Source organism: Kitasatospora sp. NPDC127116, from assembly GCF_042677365.1.
Lineage (GTDB): Bacteria > Actinomycetota > Actinomycetes > Streptomycetales > Streptomycetaceae > Kitasatospora > Kitasatospora lactacystinica.
In genome coordinates, this window is sequence record NZ_JBHXTL010000055.1 from 1 (window position 1) to 16,600 (window position 16,600).

Annotated in this window: 11 protein-coding genes and 1 pseudogene; 5 read left to right on the plus strand and 7 right to left on the minus strand. The window is 73.5% G+C overall.

Translation table 11 applies throughout. From position 1 onward, the window contains the following. Positions 1–168 precede the first annotated feature (168 nt). Positions 169–1,018 (plus strand): annotated as a pseudogene (locus ACFVHV_RS22105) (IS5 family transposase). Positions 1,019–1,033: 15 nt separating this feature from the next. Here ACFVHV_RS22105 and ACFVHV_RS22110 read toward each other — a convergent pair. Further along, on the minus strand, positions 1,034–3,889 hold the full coding sequence (locus ACFVHV_RS22110; RefSeq protein ID WP_380352907.1) for a DEAD/DEAH box helicase: 2,856 nt from the start codon (positions 3,887–3,889) through the stop codon (positions 1,034–1,036). Positions 3,890–4,052: 163 nt separating this feature from the next. Next, a complete protein-coding gene (locus ACFVHV_RS22115) occupies positions 4,053–5,225 on the minus strand; it encodes an aminotransferase class V-fold PLP-dependent enzyme (protein ID WP_359901066.1) in 1,173 nt (390 codons plus the stop codon). Between the two features lie 149 nt (positions 5,226–5,374). On the opposite strand from ACFVHV_RS22115, the gene ACFVHV_RS22120 reads away from it, so the two are divergent. The 3 genes from ACFVHV_RS22120 to ACFVHV_RS22130 all read left to right on the plus strand — a co-directional run bounded on the left by ACFVHV_RS22120 (position 5,375) and on the right by ACFVHV_RS22130 (position 10,425). Beyond that, positions 5,375–7,441, plus strand: coding sequence for a prolyl oligopeptidase family serine peptidase (locus ACFVHV_RS22120; RefSeq protein WP_380352878.1), 2,067 nt, complete (start codon positions 5,375–5,377; stop codon positions 7,439–7,441). Between the two features lie 85 nt (positions 7,442–7,526). After that, positions 7,527–7,904 (plus strand): YrdB family protein, encoded by a 378-nt coding sequence (locus ACFVHV_RS22125; RefSeq protein ID WP_380352880.1) that lies wholly within the window; start codon positions 7,527–7,529, stop codon positions 7,902–7,904. A gap of 154 nt (positions 7,905–8,058) precedes the next feature. Beyond that, complete coding sequence (locus ACFVHV_RS22130; RefSeq protein ID WP_380352881.1) at positions 8,059–10,425, plus strand: immune inhibitor A domain-containing protein; 2,367 nt, start codon at positions 8,059–8,061, stop codon at positions 10,423–10,425. Between the two features lie 135 nt (positions 10,426–10,560). Here ACFVHV_RS22130 and ACFVHV_RS22135 read toward each other — a convergent pair whose 3' ends face one another. Further along, positions 10,561–12,018 (minus strand): MFS transporter, encoded by a 1,458-nt coding sequence (locus tag ACFVHV_RS22135; RefSeq protein ID WP_380352883.1) that lies wholly within the window; start codon positions 12,016–12,018, stop codon positions 10,561–10,563. Between the two features lie 47 nt (positions 12,019–12,065). Between ACFVHV_RS22135 and soxR the strand changes: the two genes are divergently transcribed. Then, positions 12,066–12,539, plus strand: a complete 474-nt coding sequence (soxR, locus tag ACFVHV_RS22140) for a redox-sensitive transcriptional activator SoxR (RefSeq protein ID WP_359901080.1) — start codon at positions 12,066–12,068, stop codon at positions 12,537–12,539. 108 nt (positions 12,540–12,647) lie between these two features. On the opposite strand, the gene ACFVHV_RS22145 is transcribed toward soxR, so the two are convergent. The 4 genes from ACFVHV_RS22145 to ACFVHV_RS22160 are packed head-to-tail and all read right to left on the minus strand — an operon-like array spanning position 12,648 to position 16,592. After that, on the minus strand, positions 12,648–13,649 hold the full coding sequence (locus ACFVHV_RS22145; protein WP_380352885.1) for an ABC transporter ATP-binding protein: 1,002 nt from the start codon (positions 13,647–13,649) through the stop codon (positions 12,648–12,650). Further along, positions 13,649–14,647: an ABC transporter ATP-binding protein gene (locus ACFVHV_RS22150; protein ID WP_380352887.1), complete on the minus strand. Its 999-nt coding sequence runs from the start codon at positions 14,645–14,647 to the stop codon at positions 13,649–13,651. The genes ACFVHV_RS22145 and ACFVHV_RS22150 overlap by 1 nt, the downstream gene beginning before the upstream one ends. Beyond that, positions 14,647–15,633 (minus strand): ABC transporter permease, encoded by a 987-nt coding sequence (locus ACFVHV_RS22155; RefSeq protein WP_359901089.1) that lies wholly within the window; start codon positions 15,631–15,633, stop codon positions 14,647–14,649. Before ACFVHV_RS22155 ends, ACFVHV_RS22150 begins: the two co-directional genes overlap by 1 nt. Continuing rightward, positions 15,630–16,592 (minus strand): ABC transporter permease, encoded by a 963-nt coding sequence (locus ACFVHV_RS22160; protein WP_359901091.1) that lies wholly within the window; start codon positions 16,590–16,592, stop codon positions 15,630–15,632. Before ACFVHV_RS22160 ends, ACFVHV_RS22155 begins: the two co-directional genes overlap by 4 nt. Positions 16,593–16,600 lie beyond the last annotated feature (8 nt).

Sequence of the window (16,600 nt, forward strand, 5' to 3'; positions counted from 1 at the left end):
AAGTCGGCCGGGCCGACTTCCTGCGCAACGCCGTGGAAGCCCCGGCGGCGAGGCGAAGCCGGATGGGGTGGGAGCGGGAAAGCGAATGGGCCCGCGCGCTCGGGTGAGCGGGCGGGCCCCTTCGGGTGTCCGGCTAGGGCGTTTCTTTCCGATCATCGGATCGTTGGTCTGGTCGTGCCGTTGACTGACGCGCAGTGGGCGCGGATAGAGCCGTTGTTGCCGGACCGGACGCCGAGACGGGGCGGGCGTTGGCGCGACCACCGGCAGGTGATCGACGCGATCGCGTGGAAGTTCCGGACCGGCTCGCAGTGGGTGCACCTGCCCGCCGAGTACGGCTCGTGGAAGGGCGTCTACACGCGGCTGAGGAACTGGGCGATCGACGGCACCTGGGAGCGGGTCTTCACCGCCCTGCTCGCCCAGGCCGACGCCGAGGGCGACCTGGACTGGGTCGTCTCGGTCGACTCCACGATCGTGCGAGCGCACCAGAACGCGGCCGGGGCCCGCCAAAGGGGGCCCCGGCCGACGAACCCGATCACCATGCGATCGGACGCTCCCGCGGCGGGCTGACCACCAAGATCCACCTTGCCGCGGACGGCCGATGCCGCCCGCTGTGCTTCCACCTCACACCCGGCCAGGCCGGCGACGCACCCGCGTTCGAGCACGTCATGGCCGCCCTTCGCGTGCCCAGGCCGATCGGTCGGCCACGCACCCGGCCCCTCGTGGTCCTGGCCGACCGGGCCTACTCGTCACGGCCATCCGCGAGCACCTGCGCAGGCGCGGGATCCGGGCGGTGATCCCGCAGCCCGCCGACCAGATCGCCAACCGCAAGCGCAGGGGCCGTCGCGGCGGTCGCCCGCCGGCCTTCGACCGCGAGGCCTACAAGCAGCGCAACACCGTCGAGCGGTGCATCAACCGCCTGAAGAACTGGCGTGGCCTGGCCACCCGCTACGAGAAGACCGCCACCGTCTTCCAAGCCGAACTCCACATCGCCGGCATCTTCATCTGGTCCGCCCGCTGATCCAAAAGAAACGACCTAGCCCACGGAGGAGTAGGCGATGATGCCGCGGCGGAGGCCGTCGACGGCCTTGCGGGCGGTCCGGCGGAGTTCGACGTCCTCGCCGGCGGCGTCCTGGATCTGGCCGAGGACGTCGATCAGCTGCTTGGTCCAGCGGACGAAGTCGCCGGCCGGCATGTCGGCGTCGCGCAGGACCTGGTCGAGGTTGTGGCCGAGCGCCCAGCGGTAAGCGACCCAGGCGAAGCCGAGGTCGGGCTCGCGCTGGCCGACGCCCTCCGCGGTGTTGATCCGGTGCTGCTCCTCCAGGGCGTCCAGGTGGCCCCAGATCCGGACCATCTTGCCGAGCGCCTCCTTGGCCGCGCCCTCCGGCACCCGGGGGGCGCCGGCGTCGTCGGACTGGCGGGCCTCGTACACCAGCACCGAGGCGCAGGCGGCGAGTTCGGCGGCGGCCAGGCCGCTCCAGACGCCCTCGCGGATGCATTCGGAGGCGAGCAGGTCGAGCTCGCCGTACAGCCGGCCGAGCCGCTTGCCGTCGTCGGTGACGGTGTCACCGCTGAGGTAGCCGAGGTCGGTGAGCAGTCCGCAGACCCGGTCGAAGGTGCGGGCGATGGTGTGGGTGCGCGAGCGCATCCGGCGTTCCAGCAGCTCGGTGTCGCGGTGCAGCCGGTGGTAGCGCTCGGCCCAGCGGGCGTGGTCCTCGCGGTCGGAGCAGCCGTGGCAGGGGTGCTGGCGCAGTTCGGTGCGCAGCCGGGTGATCTCCGGGTCGTCGGCGGCGGCCGCGCGGCCGCGCCGGAACCGCTCGGGCTCCAGGTGACCGGCCTTGGTGCGCAGGGCCGAGGCGAGGTCGCGCCGGGACTGCGGGCTGCGCGGGTTGAAGGACTTGGGGATGCGCAGCCGCTCGACCGCGACGACCGGGTGCGGGAAGTCGATCATGGCGAGCCGCTTGACCTGCCGCTCGGCGGTGAGCACCACCGGGCGGGGGCCGTCCTGGTAGTCGGGGTGGCGCGGGCCTCCCCGGCCGGAGCGGTTGACCGGCGGCAGGCCCGGGTCGAGGACCAGGGCGAGGCCGGCGAACTTGCCGGTGGGCACGTGGATGACGTCGCCCGGCTTGAGCTGCTCGATGGACTCGACGGCGGCCGCGCGGCGCTGGCTGCTGCCCTCGCGGGCCATCTCGTTCTCGCGGTCCTTGAGCTTGCGGCGCAGCTCCATGTACGCGTCGAAGTCGCCGAGGTGGCAGGTCATCGACTCGCGGTAGCCCTCCAGCCCCTCCTCGTTGCGCTGCACCTGACGGGCGATGCCGACCACCGAGCGGTCCGCCTGGAACTGGGCGAAGGAGGTTTCCAGCAGCTCGCGCGAGCGGTGCCGGCCGAACTGGGAGACCAGGTTGACGGCCATGTTGTAGGAGGGCCGGAACGAGGACTTCAGCGGGTAGGTGCGGGTGCCGGCCAGGCCGGCCAGCGCCTCGGGGTCGAGGCCGCGCTGCCAGAGGACCACGGCGTGGCCCTCGATGTCGATGCCGCGCCGCCCGGCCCGGCCGGTGAGCTGGGTGTACTCGCCGGGGGTGATGTCGGCGTGGGTCTCGCCGTTCCACTTGACGAGCTTCTCCATGACCACCGAGCGGGCGGGCATGTTGATGCCGAGCGCCAGGGTCTCGGTCGCGAAGACGGCCTTGACCAGGCCCTTCACGAAGAGCTCCTCGACGACCTCCTTGAACCGGGGCAGCATCCCGGCGTGGTGGGCGGCGATGCCGCGCTCCAGCCCGTCCAGCCACTCGAAGTAGCCGAGGACGTGCAGGTCCTCGTCGGGGATGTCGGCGCAGCGCTCCTCGACGATCGCCCGGACCCGGGCGCGGTCCGCGTCCTTGTTGAGCCGCAGGCCGGAGCTGAGGCACTGCTGGACGGCGGCCTCGCAGCCGGCCCGGCTGAAGATGAAGGTGATCGCGGGCAGCAGGCCCTCGGCGTCGAGCCGGTCGATGACGTCCACGCGGCTCGGCGTCCAGACCCGGCCGGGCCGGCCGTTGGGCATCGAGCGGCCCCGGCCGCGGCCGAAGCGGTCGCGCGGGTTGCGGTCGAGCTCGGAGCGGGCGAGCCGGACCAGCTCGGGGTTGACGGCCTTGCCGGGGTTCTTCAGGTTGTGCTTGGGGCGGCCGTCGCGGTCGGGGTCGGCGAACAGGTCGTACATCCGGTTGCCGGCCATCACGTGCTGCCACAGCGGCACGGGGCGGGTCTCGGAGACGATCACCTTGGTGCCGCCGCGCACGGTGTCCAGCCAGTCGCCGAACTCCTCGGCGTTGGAGACGGTCGCGGAGAGCGAGACGAGGGTGACCGACTCGGGGAGGTGGATGATGACCTCCTCCCAGACGGCGCCGCGGAGGCGGTCGGCGAGGTAGTGCACCTCGTCCATCACGACGTAGCCGAGGCCGTCGAGGGTGCTGGAGCCCGCGTAGAGCATGTTGCGCAGCACCTCGGTGGTCATCACCACCACGGGTGCGTCGCCGTTGACGGTGTTGTCGCCGGTGAGCAGGCCGACCTTGGCGGCGCCGTAGCGCTTGACCAGGTCCCCGTACTTCTGGTTGGAGAGCGCCTTGATCGGCGTGGTGTAGAAGCACTTGCGGCCCGCGGCCAGGGCCAGGTGCACGGCGAACTCGCCGACGATGGTCTTCCCGGAGCCGGTGGGGGCGGCGACCAGGACGCCGGATCCGGCCTCCAGCGTCTCGCAGGCCTCCAGCTGGAAGTCGTCCAGCGGGAAGTCGTACAGCTGCTGGAAGCCGTACAGGGCGGTGGCCTGCTCCTTCGCCCGGCGACGGCTGGCCGCGTACGCCTCGGCGGGGCTGAGCTCCTGGTCGTCCTGGGGCTCTGGATCGGGGGTGTTCATCGCCGTCCGGGTGTGGTTGGTGTGATCTCGCATCTCAGCGAGAGGTTACCCGGGAGGAGTGACATCGATAGCACCGTTTTTCCGTGACCTGGACGACCGGGACCACCGGGGCCACCGGCGCCGGCCGACGGCCCGGCCCCGGCCCCGGCCCCGGCCCCGGGGCTCAGCCCTTCAGCAGTTCCACCAGCCCGTCCGCCAGCCGCTCGTACTCCTCCGGCCGGTTGTACAGCTGCGCGCTGACCCGCAGCACCCCGCCGCCGGCCCACGGGCGGACGGCGATCCGGGTGCCGAGCCGGTGCCACACCTCGGCCATCAGCGCCTTCACCTGCGGCTCGGTCTCGCCGAACCCGTCCGGCAGCCGGACGGTGCTCATCCAGACCCCGGGGGTCGCGGGCAGCGGCGCCAGGCCGGCCCGCTCGGCCAGCACCCGGCGGCCGTACGCGGCGAGGGCGGTGTTGTGGGCGGCCACCTCCGCGTGGCCGAGGTCGCGCAGCAGCTCGAAGCCGGCCGGGGCGGCCAGCCAGGGGGTGTAGTCGCAGGTGCCGCGCCACTCCACGTTGCCCGGGAAGCCCTTGTCGTGTTCCCAGGACAGTGCCAGCGGGCGCACCCGGGCGGTCCACTCGGGGCGGACGGCGAGCACGCCGGTGGCGCGCGGGGCGAAGGCCCACTTGTGCAGGTTGCCGAACCAGAAGTCGGCGTTCGGATCGATCGGGGCGGGCAGCATGCCGGGGGCGTGGGCGCCGTCCACCACGGTGGTCACGCCGCGGGCGCGCAGGTCGGCGAGCAGGGCCGGGCCGGCCACCAGGCGGGCGGTGGGCGAGGTCAGCTGGTCCAGGATCGCGACGGTGGTGCGTCCGTCCACGGCGGCGAGCACCGCCTCCCGGACGGCCTGCTCGTCCGGGGCGTCCAGCGGCACCTCGACGACCACCACGTCGGCGCCGGTCTCGGCGGCCCTGCGGACCGCGGCCCGGGTCACCGCGCCGTAGCCGTGGTCGGTGACCAGGATCCGGTCGCCGGGGGCGAACGGGATGCTGTCCAGGGCGATCGCGACGGCCTCGGTGACGTTGGCGACCAGCGCGAGCCGGTCCGGGTCGGTGTCCAGCTCGGCGGCGAGAAGGGCGCGGGCGGCGGCGATCCGGGCGGGGAGGTCGGCGAAGAAGCCGTCCGGGTCCCGCTCGTGCTCGGTGCGCAGCCGCTCCTGCGCCCGCTGCACCGGGACGGGCACGGCGCCGAACGAGCCGTGGTTCAGGTGCGCGGTCTGCGGGGACACGCTGAACAGCCGGTCGGCGGCGGGCAGGGGGGCCGGGGGTTCGGCGGTCCGCAGGTCCTCGGTCACGGTTTCCTCCGCTGGCCGGCGCACCGGTGGTCGGCGCGCCGGTGGCTCGACGTCTCGGCGGGCCGGTCGACACCGGCACGCACTGATGTGTGACATTTCACATGACAGACTACTGGTCGGGGCCCACACCTCGCGACCACCATCGGGCCGTGACCAACACCGACGCCTTCCTTGCCCTCAGCGCCCGTACCGGCCGGTTCGCCTTCGGCGCGCCGCGTGCGTACACCCTCGCCGAGGACGGTACCCGGCTGCTGCTGCTCCGCTCCACCGGTCCGGAGGATCCGGTGGACCGCCTCCACCTGCTCGACACCGCGACCGGCGAGGAGCGCCTGGTCGCCGACCCGGCCGCGCTGCTGCCCGGCCGCACCGGCCGCCGCGACGACCTGCCCGTCGTCGAGCGCCGGCTGCGCGAGCGCACCCGGCTGGTCGCCGCCGGCATCGGCACGTACGCCGCCACCGCCGACCTCGCCACCGCCGTCTTCACCCTGGACGGCCGACTGTTCCGCACCGACACCACCGCCGGCACCAGCGACGAACTCCCCGTCGCCGGGCCCGCGTTCGACCCCCGGCCGGACGCCACCGGGCAGCGCGTCGCCTACGTCGCCGAGGACGCCCTGTACGTCACCCCGGCCCTCGAACCGTTCTCCCCCGTCGACGGCGCCCGCTGGGGCGTCGCCGAATTCGCCGCCGCCGAGGAGCTCGGCCGCTCCCGCGGCCACTGGTGGCGCCCGGACGGCGGCGCGCTGCTGGCCGCCCGGGTGGACGAATCCGCCGTCCCCCGGCGCTACTTCGCCGACCCGGCGCACCCCGGCGAGGCCCCCGAGGACTTCGCCTACCCGCAGGCCGGCGGCCCCAACGCGGACGTCCAGCTCTGGGTGCTCGGCCTCGACGGCACCCGGGTCCGACTGCGCTGGGACGCCGAGGAGTTCCCGTACGTCTGCGCCGCCTCCTGGGCCTCCGCCGAGGAGGTGCTGCTCACCGTCGCCGACCGCCTGCAGCAGAACGTGCTGCTGCTGAGCGTCGACCCGGCCACCGGCGCGAGCACCGAACTCTCCCGCACCACCGACGAGTTCTGGGTGGACGACCTGCCCGGCACCCCGGCCCGGCTGGCCGACGGCCGGCTGCTCACCGTCCACGACACCCCGCAGGCCCGCGGCCTCGCGCTGGACGGCAAGCCGCTGGACACCGCCGGCCTGCAGATCCGCCGGGTCGTCGGCCGGCTGAACGGCCGGCTGCTCTGCGAGACCGGCGAGGGCGACCCCTTCGACCAGTACGTCCACCTGGTCGACCCGGACGGCGGCGCCCCCGAACCGCTCGCCTCCGGCCCCGGCACCCACACGGCCCTCGCCGCCGCCGACACCCTGCTGCTCACCTCGGCCGGCCCGGAGGGCGTGCGGCGCGTCGTCAGCCGCGACGGCCGCGAGCTGCCGCTCACCGACCACAGCGCCGCGCTGCCCCACCGGGTGGAACCGCGACTCGCCCGGGTCACCGGGCGCGCCCTGCCCAGCGCCGTGGTCTACCCGCGCGACCACGTCCCGGGCCGGCGGCTGCCCGTCCTGCTGGACGTCTACGGCGGGCCCGGCTACCAGGCGGTGGCCAACGAGCCGCGCCGCTGGCAGCTCAAGCAGTGGTGGGCCGACCAGGGCTTCGCGGTCGTCACCGTCGACAACGGCGGCACCCCGTTCGTCTCCCCCGAGTTCACCCGCACCATCTTCCGCCGCTTCTCCCAGGTGGCGCTGGACGACCAGGTCGACGCCCTGCACGCGCTCGCCGAGCGGCACCCGGACCTCGACCTCGGCCGGGTGGGCGTGCGCGGCTGGTCCTACGGCGGCTACTTCGCGGCGCTCGCCGTCCTGCGCCGCCCGGACGTCTTCCACGCCGCCTGCGCGGGCGCCCCGCCCACCGACTTCCGGCTCTACGACACCGCGTACACCGAGCGCTACCTCGGCCTGCCGCAGGACAACCCCGAGGGCTACGCCGACGACTGCCTGATCACCGACGCGCCCGGCCTGGCCAGGCCGCTGCTGCTGATCCACGGGCTGGCCGACGACAACGTCCACCCCTCGCACACCCTGCTGCTCTCCCAGGCGCTCACCAGGGCCGGCCGGCCGCACAGCGTGCTGCCGCTGCCCGGGGCCACCCACATGACCCCGGGCGGCCTGATGGAGCAGCTCGCCGAGGCCGAACTCGCCTTCCTGCGGGCGTCCCTGGGGTAGTCCGTTGCACCGCCCGGGCCGGACTGCGACACTCCGCACGATCGCCGCCCGGTCCGGGCGGGCCAGGACGACGGGGAGAACGCGGATGAGGATCGACCGACCCGGCCCGGTCGGGCGGCGGCAGTGGACGCCACTGGCCGCGGGCAACGCCGGACTCGCCTTCGGGCTGGAGCTCGCCCTGCTGGCGTCGCTCTGCTACTGGGGCTTCCAGGCCGGCCCGAATGCCGGCCTGCGGCTGCTGTTCGGGCTCGGCGCTCCGGCCCTGGCGGCCGGCGTCTGGGCGCTGTTCCTGGCCGCGGGCGGGCCGGCCGTCCGGCTGCCGGTCGGTGCGGAGATCGTGGTCAAGCTGCTGGTCCTCGGCACCGGCGCGCTCGCCCTGCACGCCACCGGGCGGAGCACCCTCGCGCTGGTGTACGGCGCGCTGGTGGTGGTCAGCGTGGCCCTGGAGTACACCACCGGCTGACGGTCCGGCAGGCCAAGGGCGTCGTACCTCCTGGTGCGGCGCCCTTCCGCTTGCTCCACACCTCTTCCACGTGACCCGTCACATGTGAAATATTACCTGCGCTTCACCGACTGATGACCTGAAGGACCCCCATCCCCCCGAAAGGACCGGTCAGTTGCGCAGACTGTCCGCCGCCCTCGCCGCCGCGCTCACCACCGGCGCGATAGCGGCCACCCTGCTGGGCACCCCCGCCCAGGCCGCACCCCCGACCCCCGCCGCCCTCGCCGCGGCCCAGGCCGACGCCGAACAGGGCGCCGAGGCCCCGCCCGCCCCGCTGGCCCCCCAGGAGCGCGAGCGCCAGGCGCTGCGCGGCAAGGCCCTGGAGCAGCTCAACAAGGGCTCCGTCGCCAAGAGCGCCGGCAAGCGGGCCCCGGCGAAGGTGAAGATCGGCAACGACTACGTCCAGCTCGCGCACCAGCGCACGGACAAGGTCTTCGTGATCCTCGCCCAGTTCGGCGACGAGGTGGACAACACCACCCAGTGGAACGGCCAGCCCCGCTACGGCGGCACCCCCGGCCCGGCCCACAACCTGATCCCCAAGCCGGGCAAGGACGACAACCACACCCTGTGGTCGCAGGACTTCAACCGCGACTACTACCAGAAGCTGTTCTTCGACGACTCGCCCGGCGCCGTGTCGATGCGCAACTACTACCGCACCCAGTCCTCCGGCCGGTACGACGTCGAGGGCACCGTCAGCGACTGGGTCACCCTCCCGTACAACGAGGCCCGCTACGGCAGCAACAAGGGCCCGCAGGGCTCCGGCGCCTGGACCCAGGGGCAGGAGTTCGTCCGGGACGCCGTCAAGGCCTGGTACGACGGCGAGATCGCCAAGGGCCGCTCCGCCGCCGACATCAAGGCGCAGCTCGCCCAGTACGACGTCTACGACCGCTACGACCACGACAAGGACGGCGAGTTCGCCCAGCCGGACGGCTACCTGGACAACGTCGTCGTGGTGCACGCGGGCGTGGACGAGACCTGGGGCGGCGGCGCCCAGGGCGCCGACGCTCTGTGGGCGCACCGCAGTTGGACCTTCCCGGACGCGACCGGGCAGACCGGCCCGGAGGGCAACAAGATCGGCGGCGCCCCCGTCGGCGACACCGGCCTGTACGTCTACGACTACGTCCAGGGGGGCGAGAACAGCGGCGTCGGCCTGTTCGCCCACGAGTACGGCCACAACCTCGGCCTGCCCGACCTCTACCCCACCAACGGCGGTGACAACAGCGTCAACTTCTGGTCGCTGATGTCCTCCGGCTCGTACCTGGGCAAGGGCCCGAACACCACCGGCGGCTACCCCGGCGACCTCGACGCCTGGAGCAAGCTGCAGTTCGGCTGGCTCGACTACGACGAGGCGCAGGCCGCCACCCGCTCCACCCACGCCCTCGGCGTGAGCAGCTACAACACCGACCAGGCCCAGGCCGTCCTGGTCCACCTGCCGGACGGCACCACCCGCACCGACCTCGCCGACCCGTACGAGGGCGCCAGGCAGTGGTGGAGCGACACCGGCGACAACCAGGACAACTCCCTGACCCGGGACGTCGACCTGCGCACCGCCGCCGGTCCGGCCGCCCTGGACGCGGCGGTCTGGTACGACACCGAGCAGGACTACGACTTCCTGACCGTCGAGGCCTCCACCGACGAGGGCAAGCACTGGACCGCCCTCGGCGGCACCGTGGACGGCGCCCCGATCGGCAACACCAGCGCCAACACCCCCGGACTGAGCGGCGCGTCCGGCGCCTACAAGCAGCTGCACATCCCGCTGGACGGCTACCTCGGCCGACAGGTCCGGCTGCGCTTCCACGTCACCTCGGACAGCAACACCCACGGCCGGGGCGTGCTGGTGGACGCCGTCAAGGCCACCGCCGGCGGCGCCGAGCTGTTCACCGACGGCGCCGAGAACGGCGCGAACGGCTGGACCGCCAACGGCTTCACCCCCATCGACGGCCGCACCGCCGTCAAGCAGCACCCGCGCGCGTACCTCGCCGAGAACCGCCGCTACACCGGCTACGGGGCGTTCCTGAAGACCGGCCCGTACAACTTCGGCTACAGCGGCGTCGCGGGCAAGGCCAACGTGGTGGACAACTACCCGTACCAGGAGGGCGTCCTGATCTGGCTGTGGGACACCTCGTACGGTGACAACAACACCAAGGACCACCCCGGCGGCGGGCTGATCCTGCCGATCGACGCCCGCCCGGCGCCGATCCGCTTCGCCGACGGGACGCTGGTCAACGGGCGGGCGCAGACCTACGACGCGACCTTCTCGCTCAAGCCGACCACGCCGTTCACCCTGCACAAGGGCGGCGTCGCGGTGCGCATCCCGTCGAAGCCGGCCGTCCCGGTCTTCAACGACCGCACCGGGGTCTACGGCGACCCGGCCACGCCGCAGCTGACGGTGAAGGTGCCGGACACCAACACCAAGATCGAGGTCGTCCGGGAGTCCCAGGGCGGGAAGATCACCACCGTCCGGGTGGGCCCGGCCTCCTGAGCCGGGAAGCCCCGCGGAAGAGGCCCCGGATCCCCCCGACGACAAGGGATCCGGGGCCTGCTCGTGCCCGCCCCGTCGGGGCCCGCTCTTACCCCGCTCGTGCCCGCCACGGGGCCCGCCCGTGCCCGCCCCGGCTCAGCGCCCGAGGCTGCGGGCGGTGCGCGCGGCCGTGGCCACCCCGAGGGCGGTGATCGCGGCGATCCCCAGGGTCATGTACCGGGCCGAGTCGACCGGGGTGTCCCCGCCCAGGTTGACCAGGGTGCCGGCCAGCGCCGAGGTCACCGAGAAGGCGATCAGCTGGGTGGTGTTGATCGCCGCGGCCGCCTTGCCGCCCTCCGCCGGGTCGCCGCTGCTGCGCATCGCGGCCACGCTGAGGTGCGGGAAGGCCAGGCCTATCCCGGTGCCGGCGCCGAAGAGCGCCACCGCCCACAGCACCACCCGCGGCCCGGAGGCGTGCCCGGTCTGCGTCAGCCCGTAGACCAGCAGCCCGCCGACCAGCACCAGCGGTGCGACGCGGATCGCCAGGGCCCGGCCGCGGGCCGTCCCGATCCCGACGCTGAACAGCTGGGCGGTGGTCCAGCCGGCCGAGGTCGTGGCCCCGAGGAACCCGGCCACCAGCGGGGAGAGGCCGCCCAGCTGCTGGCCGAACAGCGGGATGAAGTTCTCCGTCACCACGCCCGCGCAGAGCACCGCGACGGTCAGGTAGAGCCACTTCAGCGGGTTGCCGGCCCGGTAGGTCTGCTGCGGCAGCACCGTGGCCGCCCCGCGCCGCTCGGCCGCCACGAAGCCCACCAGCAGCGCCAGTCCGGCGAGCAGGCACAGGGCCGTCGGCCAGCCGCTGGGCACCGTCGAGCTGACGCTGAAGGCGGCGGCCGCCAGGGTGAGCAGCAGCAGCGAGGGCAGCGGCACCGGGCCGCTGCCGTGCCCCGCGCCGGGGCGCCCGGGCAGCACCCGGCGGGCCAGGACCGCCAGCACCAGCGCGGCGACCAGCAGCAGGACGTACGCCCCGCGCCAGGCGCCGAGCTGGGCGAAGAGCCCGCCCAGCGACGGTCCGACCAGGGTTCCGACGCCCCACATCGCGGAGACCAGTCCGGCCGCGCGGGTCCACAGCCGCTCCGGCAGGGCTCTGCGGATCACGGCGTAGCCGAGCCCGGCCACCAGCCCGCCGCCGAGGCCCTGCACCACCCGGCCGAGGATCAGCGCCGCCATCGACGGGCTGAGCGCGTTGACCACCGCGCCGGCGCCGAAGACCAGGAAGCCCAGCACGTAGGCCCGGGCGGCGCCGAGGCGGTCCAGCAGCCGGCTGACCAGCATCGAGGCGATGACGGCGGCCATCAGGAAGCCGGTGGCCACCCACGCGTAGTACCGCTCGCCGCCGATGTCGGCGACGATCGAGGGCATCAGGGCGGCGGTGAAGTAGAGGTTCATCGCGTACAGCGCGACGCCGCCGGCCAGGATCGAGGCGGAGGCGGCGTAGCGGCGGGAGAAGAGTTCGCGCCACCCGCCGGGGGCTCCCGCGGACGGCGACTCCGACGGGTAACTGTCCAGCTCGGCGGTGGTGGTGTCGTTGTCGACGGCAGCTGATTCGGTCACGTCCGGTACGCTAGGACTTCAAGAGAACTTGAAGTCAAGGAGCCGCCATGACCACCGCGCCGGTCGATCTGCTGAGCGTCGGCGAGGTGGCCCGGCGGGCCGGGATCGCCACCTCGGCGGTGCGCTTCTACGAGGACCAGGGGCTGATCTCCTCCGAGCGCACGACGGGCAACCAGCGGCGCTACCGGCGGCACGTGCTGCGCCGGATCTCGCTCATCCTGGTCGCCAAGCGGCTCGGCATCCCGCTCTCCGAGGTCGCCGAGGTGTTCACCGGCCTGCCCGAGGACCGGATGCCCGGCAAGCACGACTGGGAGCGGATCTCCCTGCGCTGGGCCGAGCAGCTGCGCGCCCGCCGGGCCGAACTGGAGCGGCTGGAGGACGAACTGACCGGCTGCATCGGCTGCGGCTGCGTGTCGCTGCGCCGCTGCCGGGTGCTCAACCCGGGGGACGAGCTGGCCGCCGAGGGGCCCGGCCCGCGCCGGCTGCTGCCGGAGGAGGGCCTGCTGCCCGCCGAGGAGTGAGCGGGCAGCAGGACCGAGCGCGGAGAGTGGGCGGGGAAAGGGTGGAACCCGGTCGGACGCGGCCCTCGCAGGGTTCCCCGCCGCGTCCGACCGGGGGCTTGTGCGGCCTCAGGCCTCCGGGAAGTGGCAGGCGGCCTGCCGCTCGTCGGGCCCGGCGATCCTCAGCAGCGGCCGCTCGGTCCGGCAGATGTCCTGGGCCTTGGGGCAGCGCGGGTGGAAGGTGCAGCCGGGCGGCGGGTCGGCCGGGCTCGGCGGGTCGCCGAGCAGCACGATCCGCTCCCGGTTGCGCTCCGCCTCCGGGTCGGGCAGCGGGACGGCGGACAGCAGCGCCCTGGTGTACGGGTGCGCGGGAGCGCCGTACACCTCGGCCTTGTCGCCGATCTCCACGATCCGGCCCAGGTACATCACCGCGACCCGGTCGCAGACCCGCTTGACCACCGAGAGGTCGTGCGCGATGAACACGTACGCCAGCCCCAGCTCCTTCTGGAGCCGCTCCATCAGATTGACCACCTGGGCCTGGATGGAGACGTCCAGCGCGGAGACCGGCTCGTCGGCGATCACCAGCCGCGGCGAGGTGGCCAGCGAGCGGGCGATGCCGATGCGCTGGGCCTGGCCGCCGGAGAACTCGTGCGGGTAGCGGTCCAGGTGCTCGGGGATCAGCCCGACCAGCTCCATCAGCTCGCCGGCCCGCTTGCGCGCGTCCGCCGCGCTCCCGCCCTGGACCAGCAGCGGCTCGGAGATGATCCGGGCCACCGTCTGGCGGGGGTTGAGCGAGGAGTACGGGTCCTGGAAGACCATCTGGAGGTCGCGCCGGTGCGGGCGCAGCCGGGCCTGGGAGAGCCCGCCGATCTCGGTGCCGTCGAAGGTGACGGTGCCCGAGGTCGGGTCGAGCAGCCGGACGATCATCCGCCCGGTGGTGGACTTGCCGCAGCCGGACTCGCCGACCAGGCCGAGCGTCTCGCCCGCGCCGACGTCGAAGCTCACCCCGTCCACCGCCCGGATCGGCGCCCCGGGCCGGCCGGTGCGGCCGCGCCGGCCGGGGAAGGTCTTCACCAGGTCCCGGACGGACAGCAGCGGCGCGGTCGCGCCCTTCGTCGACGGTGTGGTCATCACAGCACCCCTTCCGGCACCAGCGGCAGGTGGCAGGCGGCCTGGTGGCCGGGGGCGAGCCGGTCGAGCACGGGGCGCTCGGCCAGGCAGCGGGTCTGCTCCTCGGCGGACGCCGCGGTGGTGCGGGCGCAGCGCGGGGCGAAGGAGCAGCCGGGGGCGGGGGCGATCAGCGACGGCGGGCTGCCGGGGATGGCCCGCAGCGGGGCGTCGTCGGCGTCGTCCAGGCGCGGCAGCGAGTCCAGCAGGCCGCGCGTGTACGGGTGCGCGGGCTGCGCGAACAGCCGGTCCACCGGGGCCTGTTCGGCGGCCCGGCCGCCGTACATGACCAGCACCTCGTGGGCGACCCGGGCGACCACGCCGAGGTCGTGGGTGATCATCACCACGCCGAGGCCGCGCTCCTGCTGGATCCGGGCGATCAGGTCGAGGATCTGCGCCTGGACGGTGACGTCGAGGGCCGTGGTGGGCTCGTCGGCGATCAGCAGCTCGGGCTCGCAGGCGAGCGCCATGGCGATCATGACGCGCTGGCGCATGCCGCCGGAGAACTGGTGCGGGTACTCGTCGACCCGGCGGGCCGGCTCCGGGATGCCGACCTCGGCCAGCATCTCCACCGCCTTGGCCCGCCCGGCCTTGCGGTTGGCCTTGAAGTGCACCCGGTAGTGCTCGGCGATCTGCTCCCCGACGGTGTAGAAGGGGTGCAGGCTGGACAGCGGGTCCTGGAAGATCATCGCGATCCGGCGGCCCCGGACGGTGCCCAGCTCCCGCTCCCCGAGCCCGTTCAGCTCCTGCCCGTTCAGCCGGATCGAGCCGGTGACGGCGGCGCCGCGGTGCAGGCCCATGACGGCGAGCGAGGTGACGGACTTTCCGCTGCCCGACTCGCCGACCAGCCCGAGGGTGCGCCCGGCCTCGACGACGAAGGAGATCCCGTCCACCGCGCGGACGGTGCCGCGCGGGGTGTCGAAGGCGACCTTGAGGTCCTCGACCTCCAACAGCCTGGTCATCAGTACCTCACTCTCGGGTCGACGAACGCGTAGAGCAGGTCGACCAGCAGGTTCGCCGCGACGATGAAGAAGGCCGCGAGCAGGGTGACCCCGAGGATGACGGGCTGGTCGGAGCGGGCCAGGCCGTCGTAGAACAGCCGGCCGACGCCGGGCAGGCCGAAGATCGACTCGGTGATGACCGCGCCGGCCAGCAGGCCGCCGAGGTCCATGCCGAAGATGGTCAGGATCGGCGTCATCCCGGCGCGCAGCCCGTGCTTGACGGTGACCGTCCGCGGCGGCAGGCCCTTGGCCCGGGCGGTGCGGATGTACGGCTCGGCCATCGCCTCGATCATCGAGTTGCGGCTCTGCCGGGCGTACATGGCCGCGTACAGCAGGGCCAGCGCGATCCACGGCAGCAGCAGGTTGGAGCCCCACTCGAAGGGGTTCTCGGTGAACTTGTGGTACGAGGGGTAGGGCAGCAGCCCGGCCGTCCTGACGACGCCCCAGATCAGCATGATCGAGGTGAAGTAGACCGGCAGCGAGGCGGCGCCGACGGACAGCACCATCAGCGTCTTGTCGACCGGTCGGCCCTTGCGCAGCGCCGAGGTGACGCCCGCGCCGAGGCCGAGGACCAGCCAGAGCACGGCCGCGCCGAGGGCCAGCGAGACGGAGACCGGCAGCCGGTCGGTGAGCAGGTCCCAGACCGGCAGCCCGTACTCGTAGGAGTAGCCGAGGCAGGGGAAGCCGCAGTGCACCGCGCTGGGGCCGGAGCCGTAGTCGCGGCCGGCGAAGATGCCGCCGAGGTAGGCCAGGAACTGGTCCCAGACCGGCTTGTCCAGGCCCATCGCCGCCTTGACGTCGGCGAGCCGCTCGGGGCTGCAGGTCTTGCCGCAGGCGGCCGCGGCCGGGTCGTTGGGCAGCAGGTAGAAGATGGTGAAGGTGATGGCGCAGATGGCGAGCAGGATGCCCGCCACACCGAGCAGGCGGCGGCCGAGGTAGAGGATCACGACCGGCCTCCCCGGGGGTCGAGGATGTCGCGCAGCGCGTCCCCGAGCAGGGTGAAGGCGAGCACGGCGACGAACAGGAAGGCGGTCGGGATCAGGAAGTAGGTCGGGTCGGTCTCGTAGTGCACGATGCTCTCGGCGATCATCTGGCCCCAGGACGCGGTCGGCGGGCGGACGCCCACGCCGAGGTAGCTGAGCGCGGCCTCGGTGGCGATCATGCCGGGGATGAGCAGGGTGGTGTAGGCGATGATCGGGCCGGAGACGTTCGGCAGGATCTCGCGGGTGAGGATCCGCCAGGAGCGCGCCCCGCCGACCTTGGCGGCCTCGACGTACTCGCGGTGCTTGAGCGAGAGGGTCTGGCCGCGCACCACCCGGGCGATGCCGGGCCAGGTGAACAGCCCGATCACCAGGGTGATCAGCAGGATCCGGTTGACGTCCTTGGCCACCGACATCATCGCGATCATGAAGATCAGCGAGGGGAAGGACATCGTGAGGTCCATCAGCCGGGACAGCAGCGTGTCGACGCGGCCGCCGAAGTAGCCCGCCGCGATGCCGGCCAGGGTGCCGGCGATCACGACCACCGCGGTCGCGGTGAACGCGATCAGCAGGGACACCTGACCGCCGTGCAGCACCCGGGCGAACAGGTCGCGGCCGCTGCCCGGCTCGACGCCCAGCCAGTGCCGGGCGCTGATGCCGCCGAAGTCGCCCCTGGGCACGCCGCCCAGGTACGGGTCGACGGCGCGCTTGTCGAACTCCTCGGGGGTCCAGCCGCCGAGCGCGCTGAGCGGTCCGGCCAGCGCCGTGATCAGGATCAGCACGCCGACGGTGATCAGCCCGAACCGGGCCGAGCCCTTGGCCCACAGCTGGTCCCAGACCAGCCGCCAGGGCCCGCGCCCGGCACTCTTCTTGGCGCCCCCCGCCGTGGCGTCGGCCACGGCGGCGGGCTCAGTGGTGGTACTCATCGCTGCCG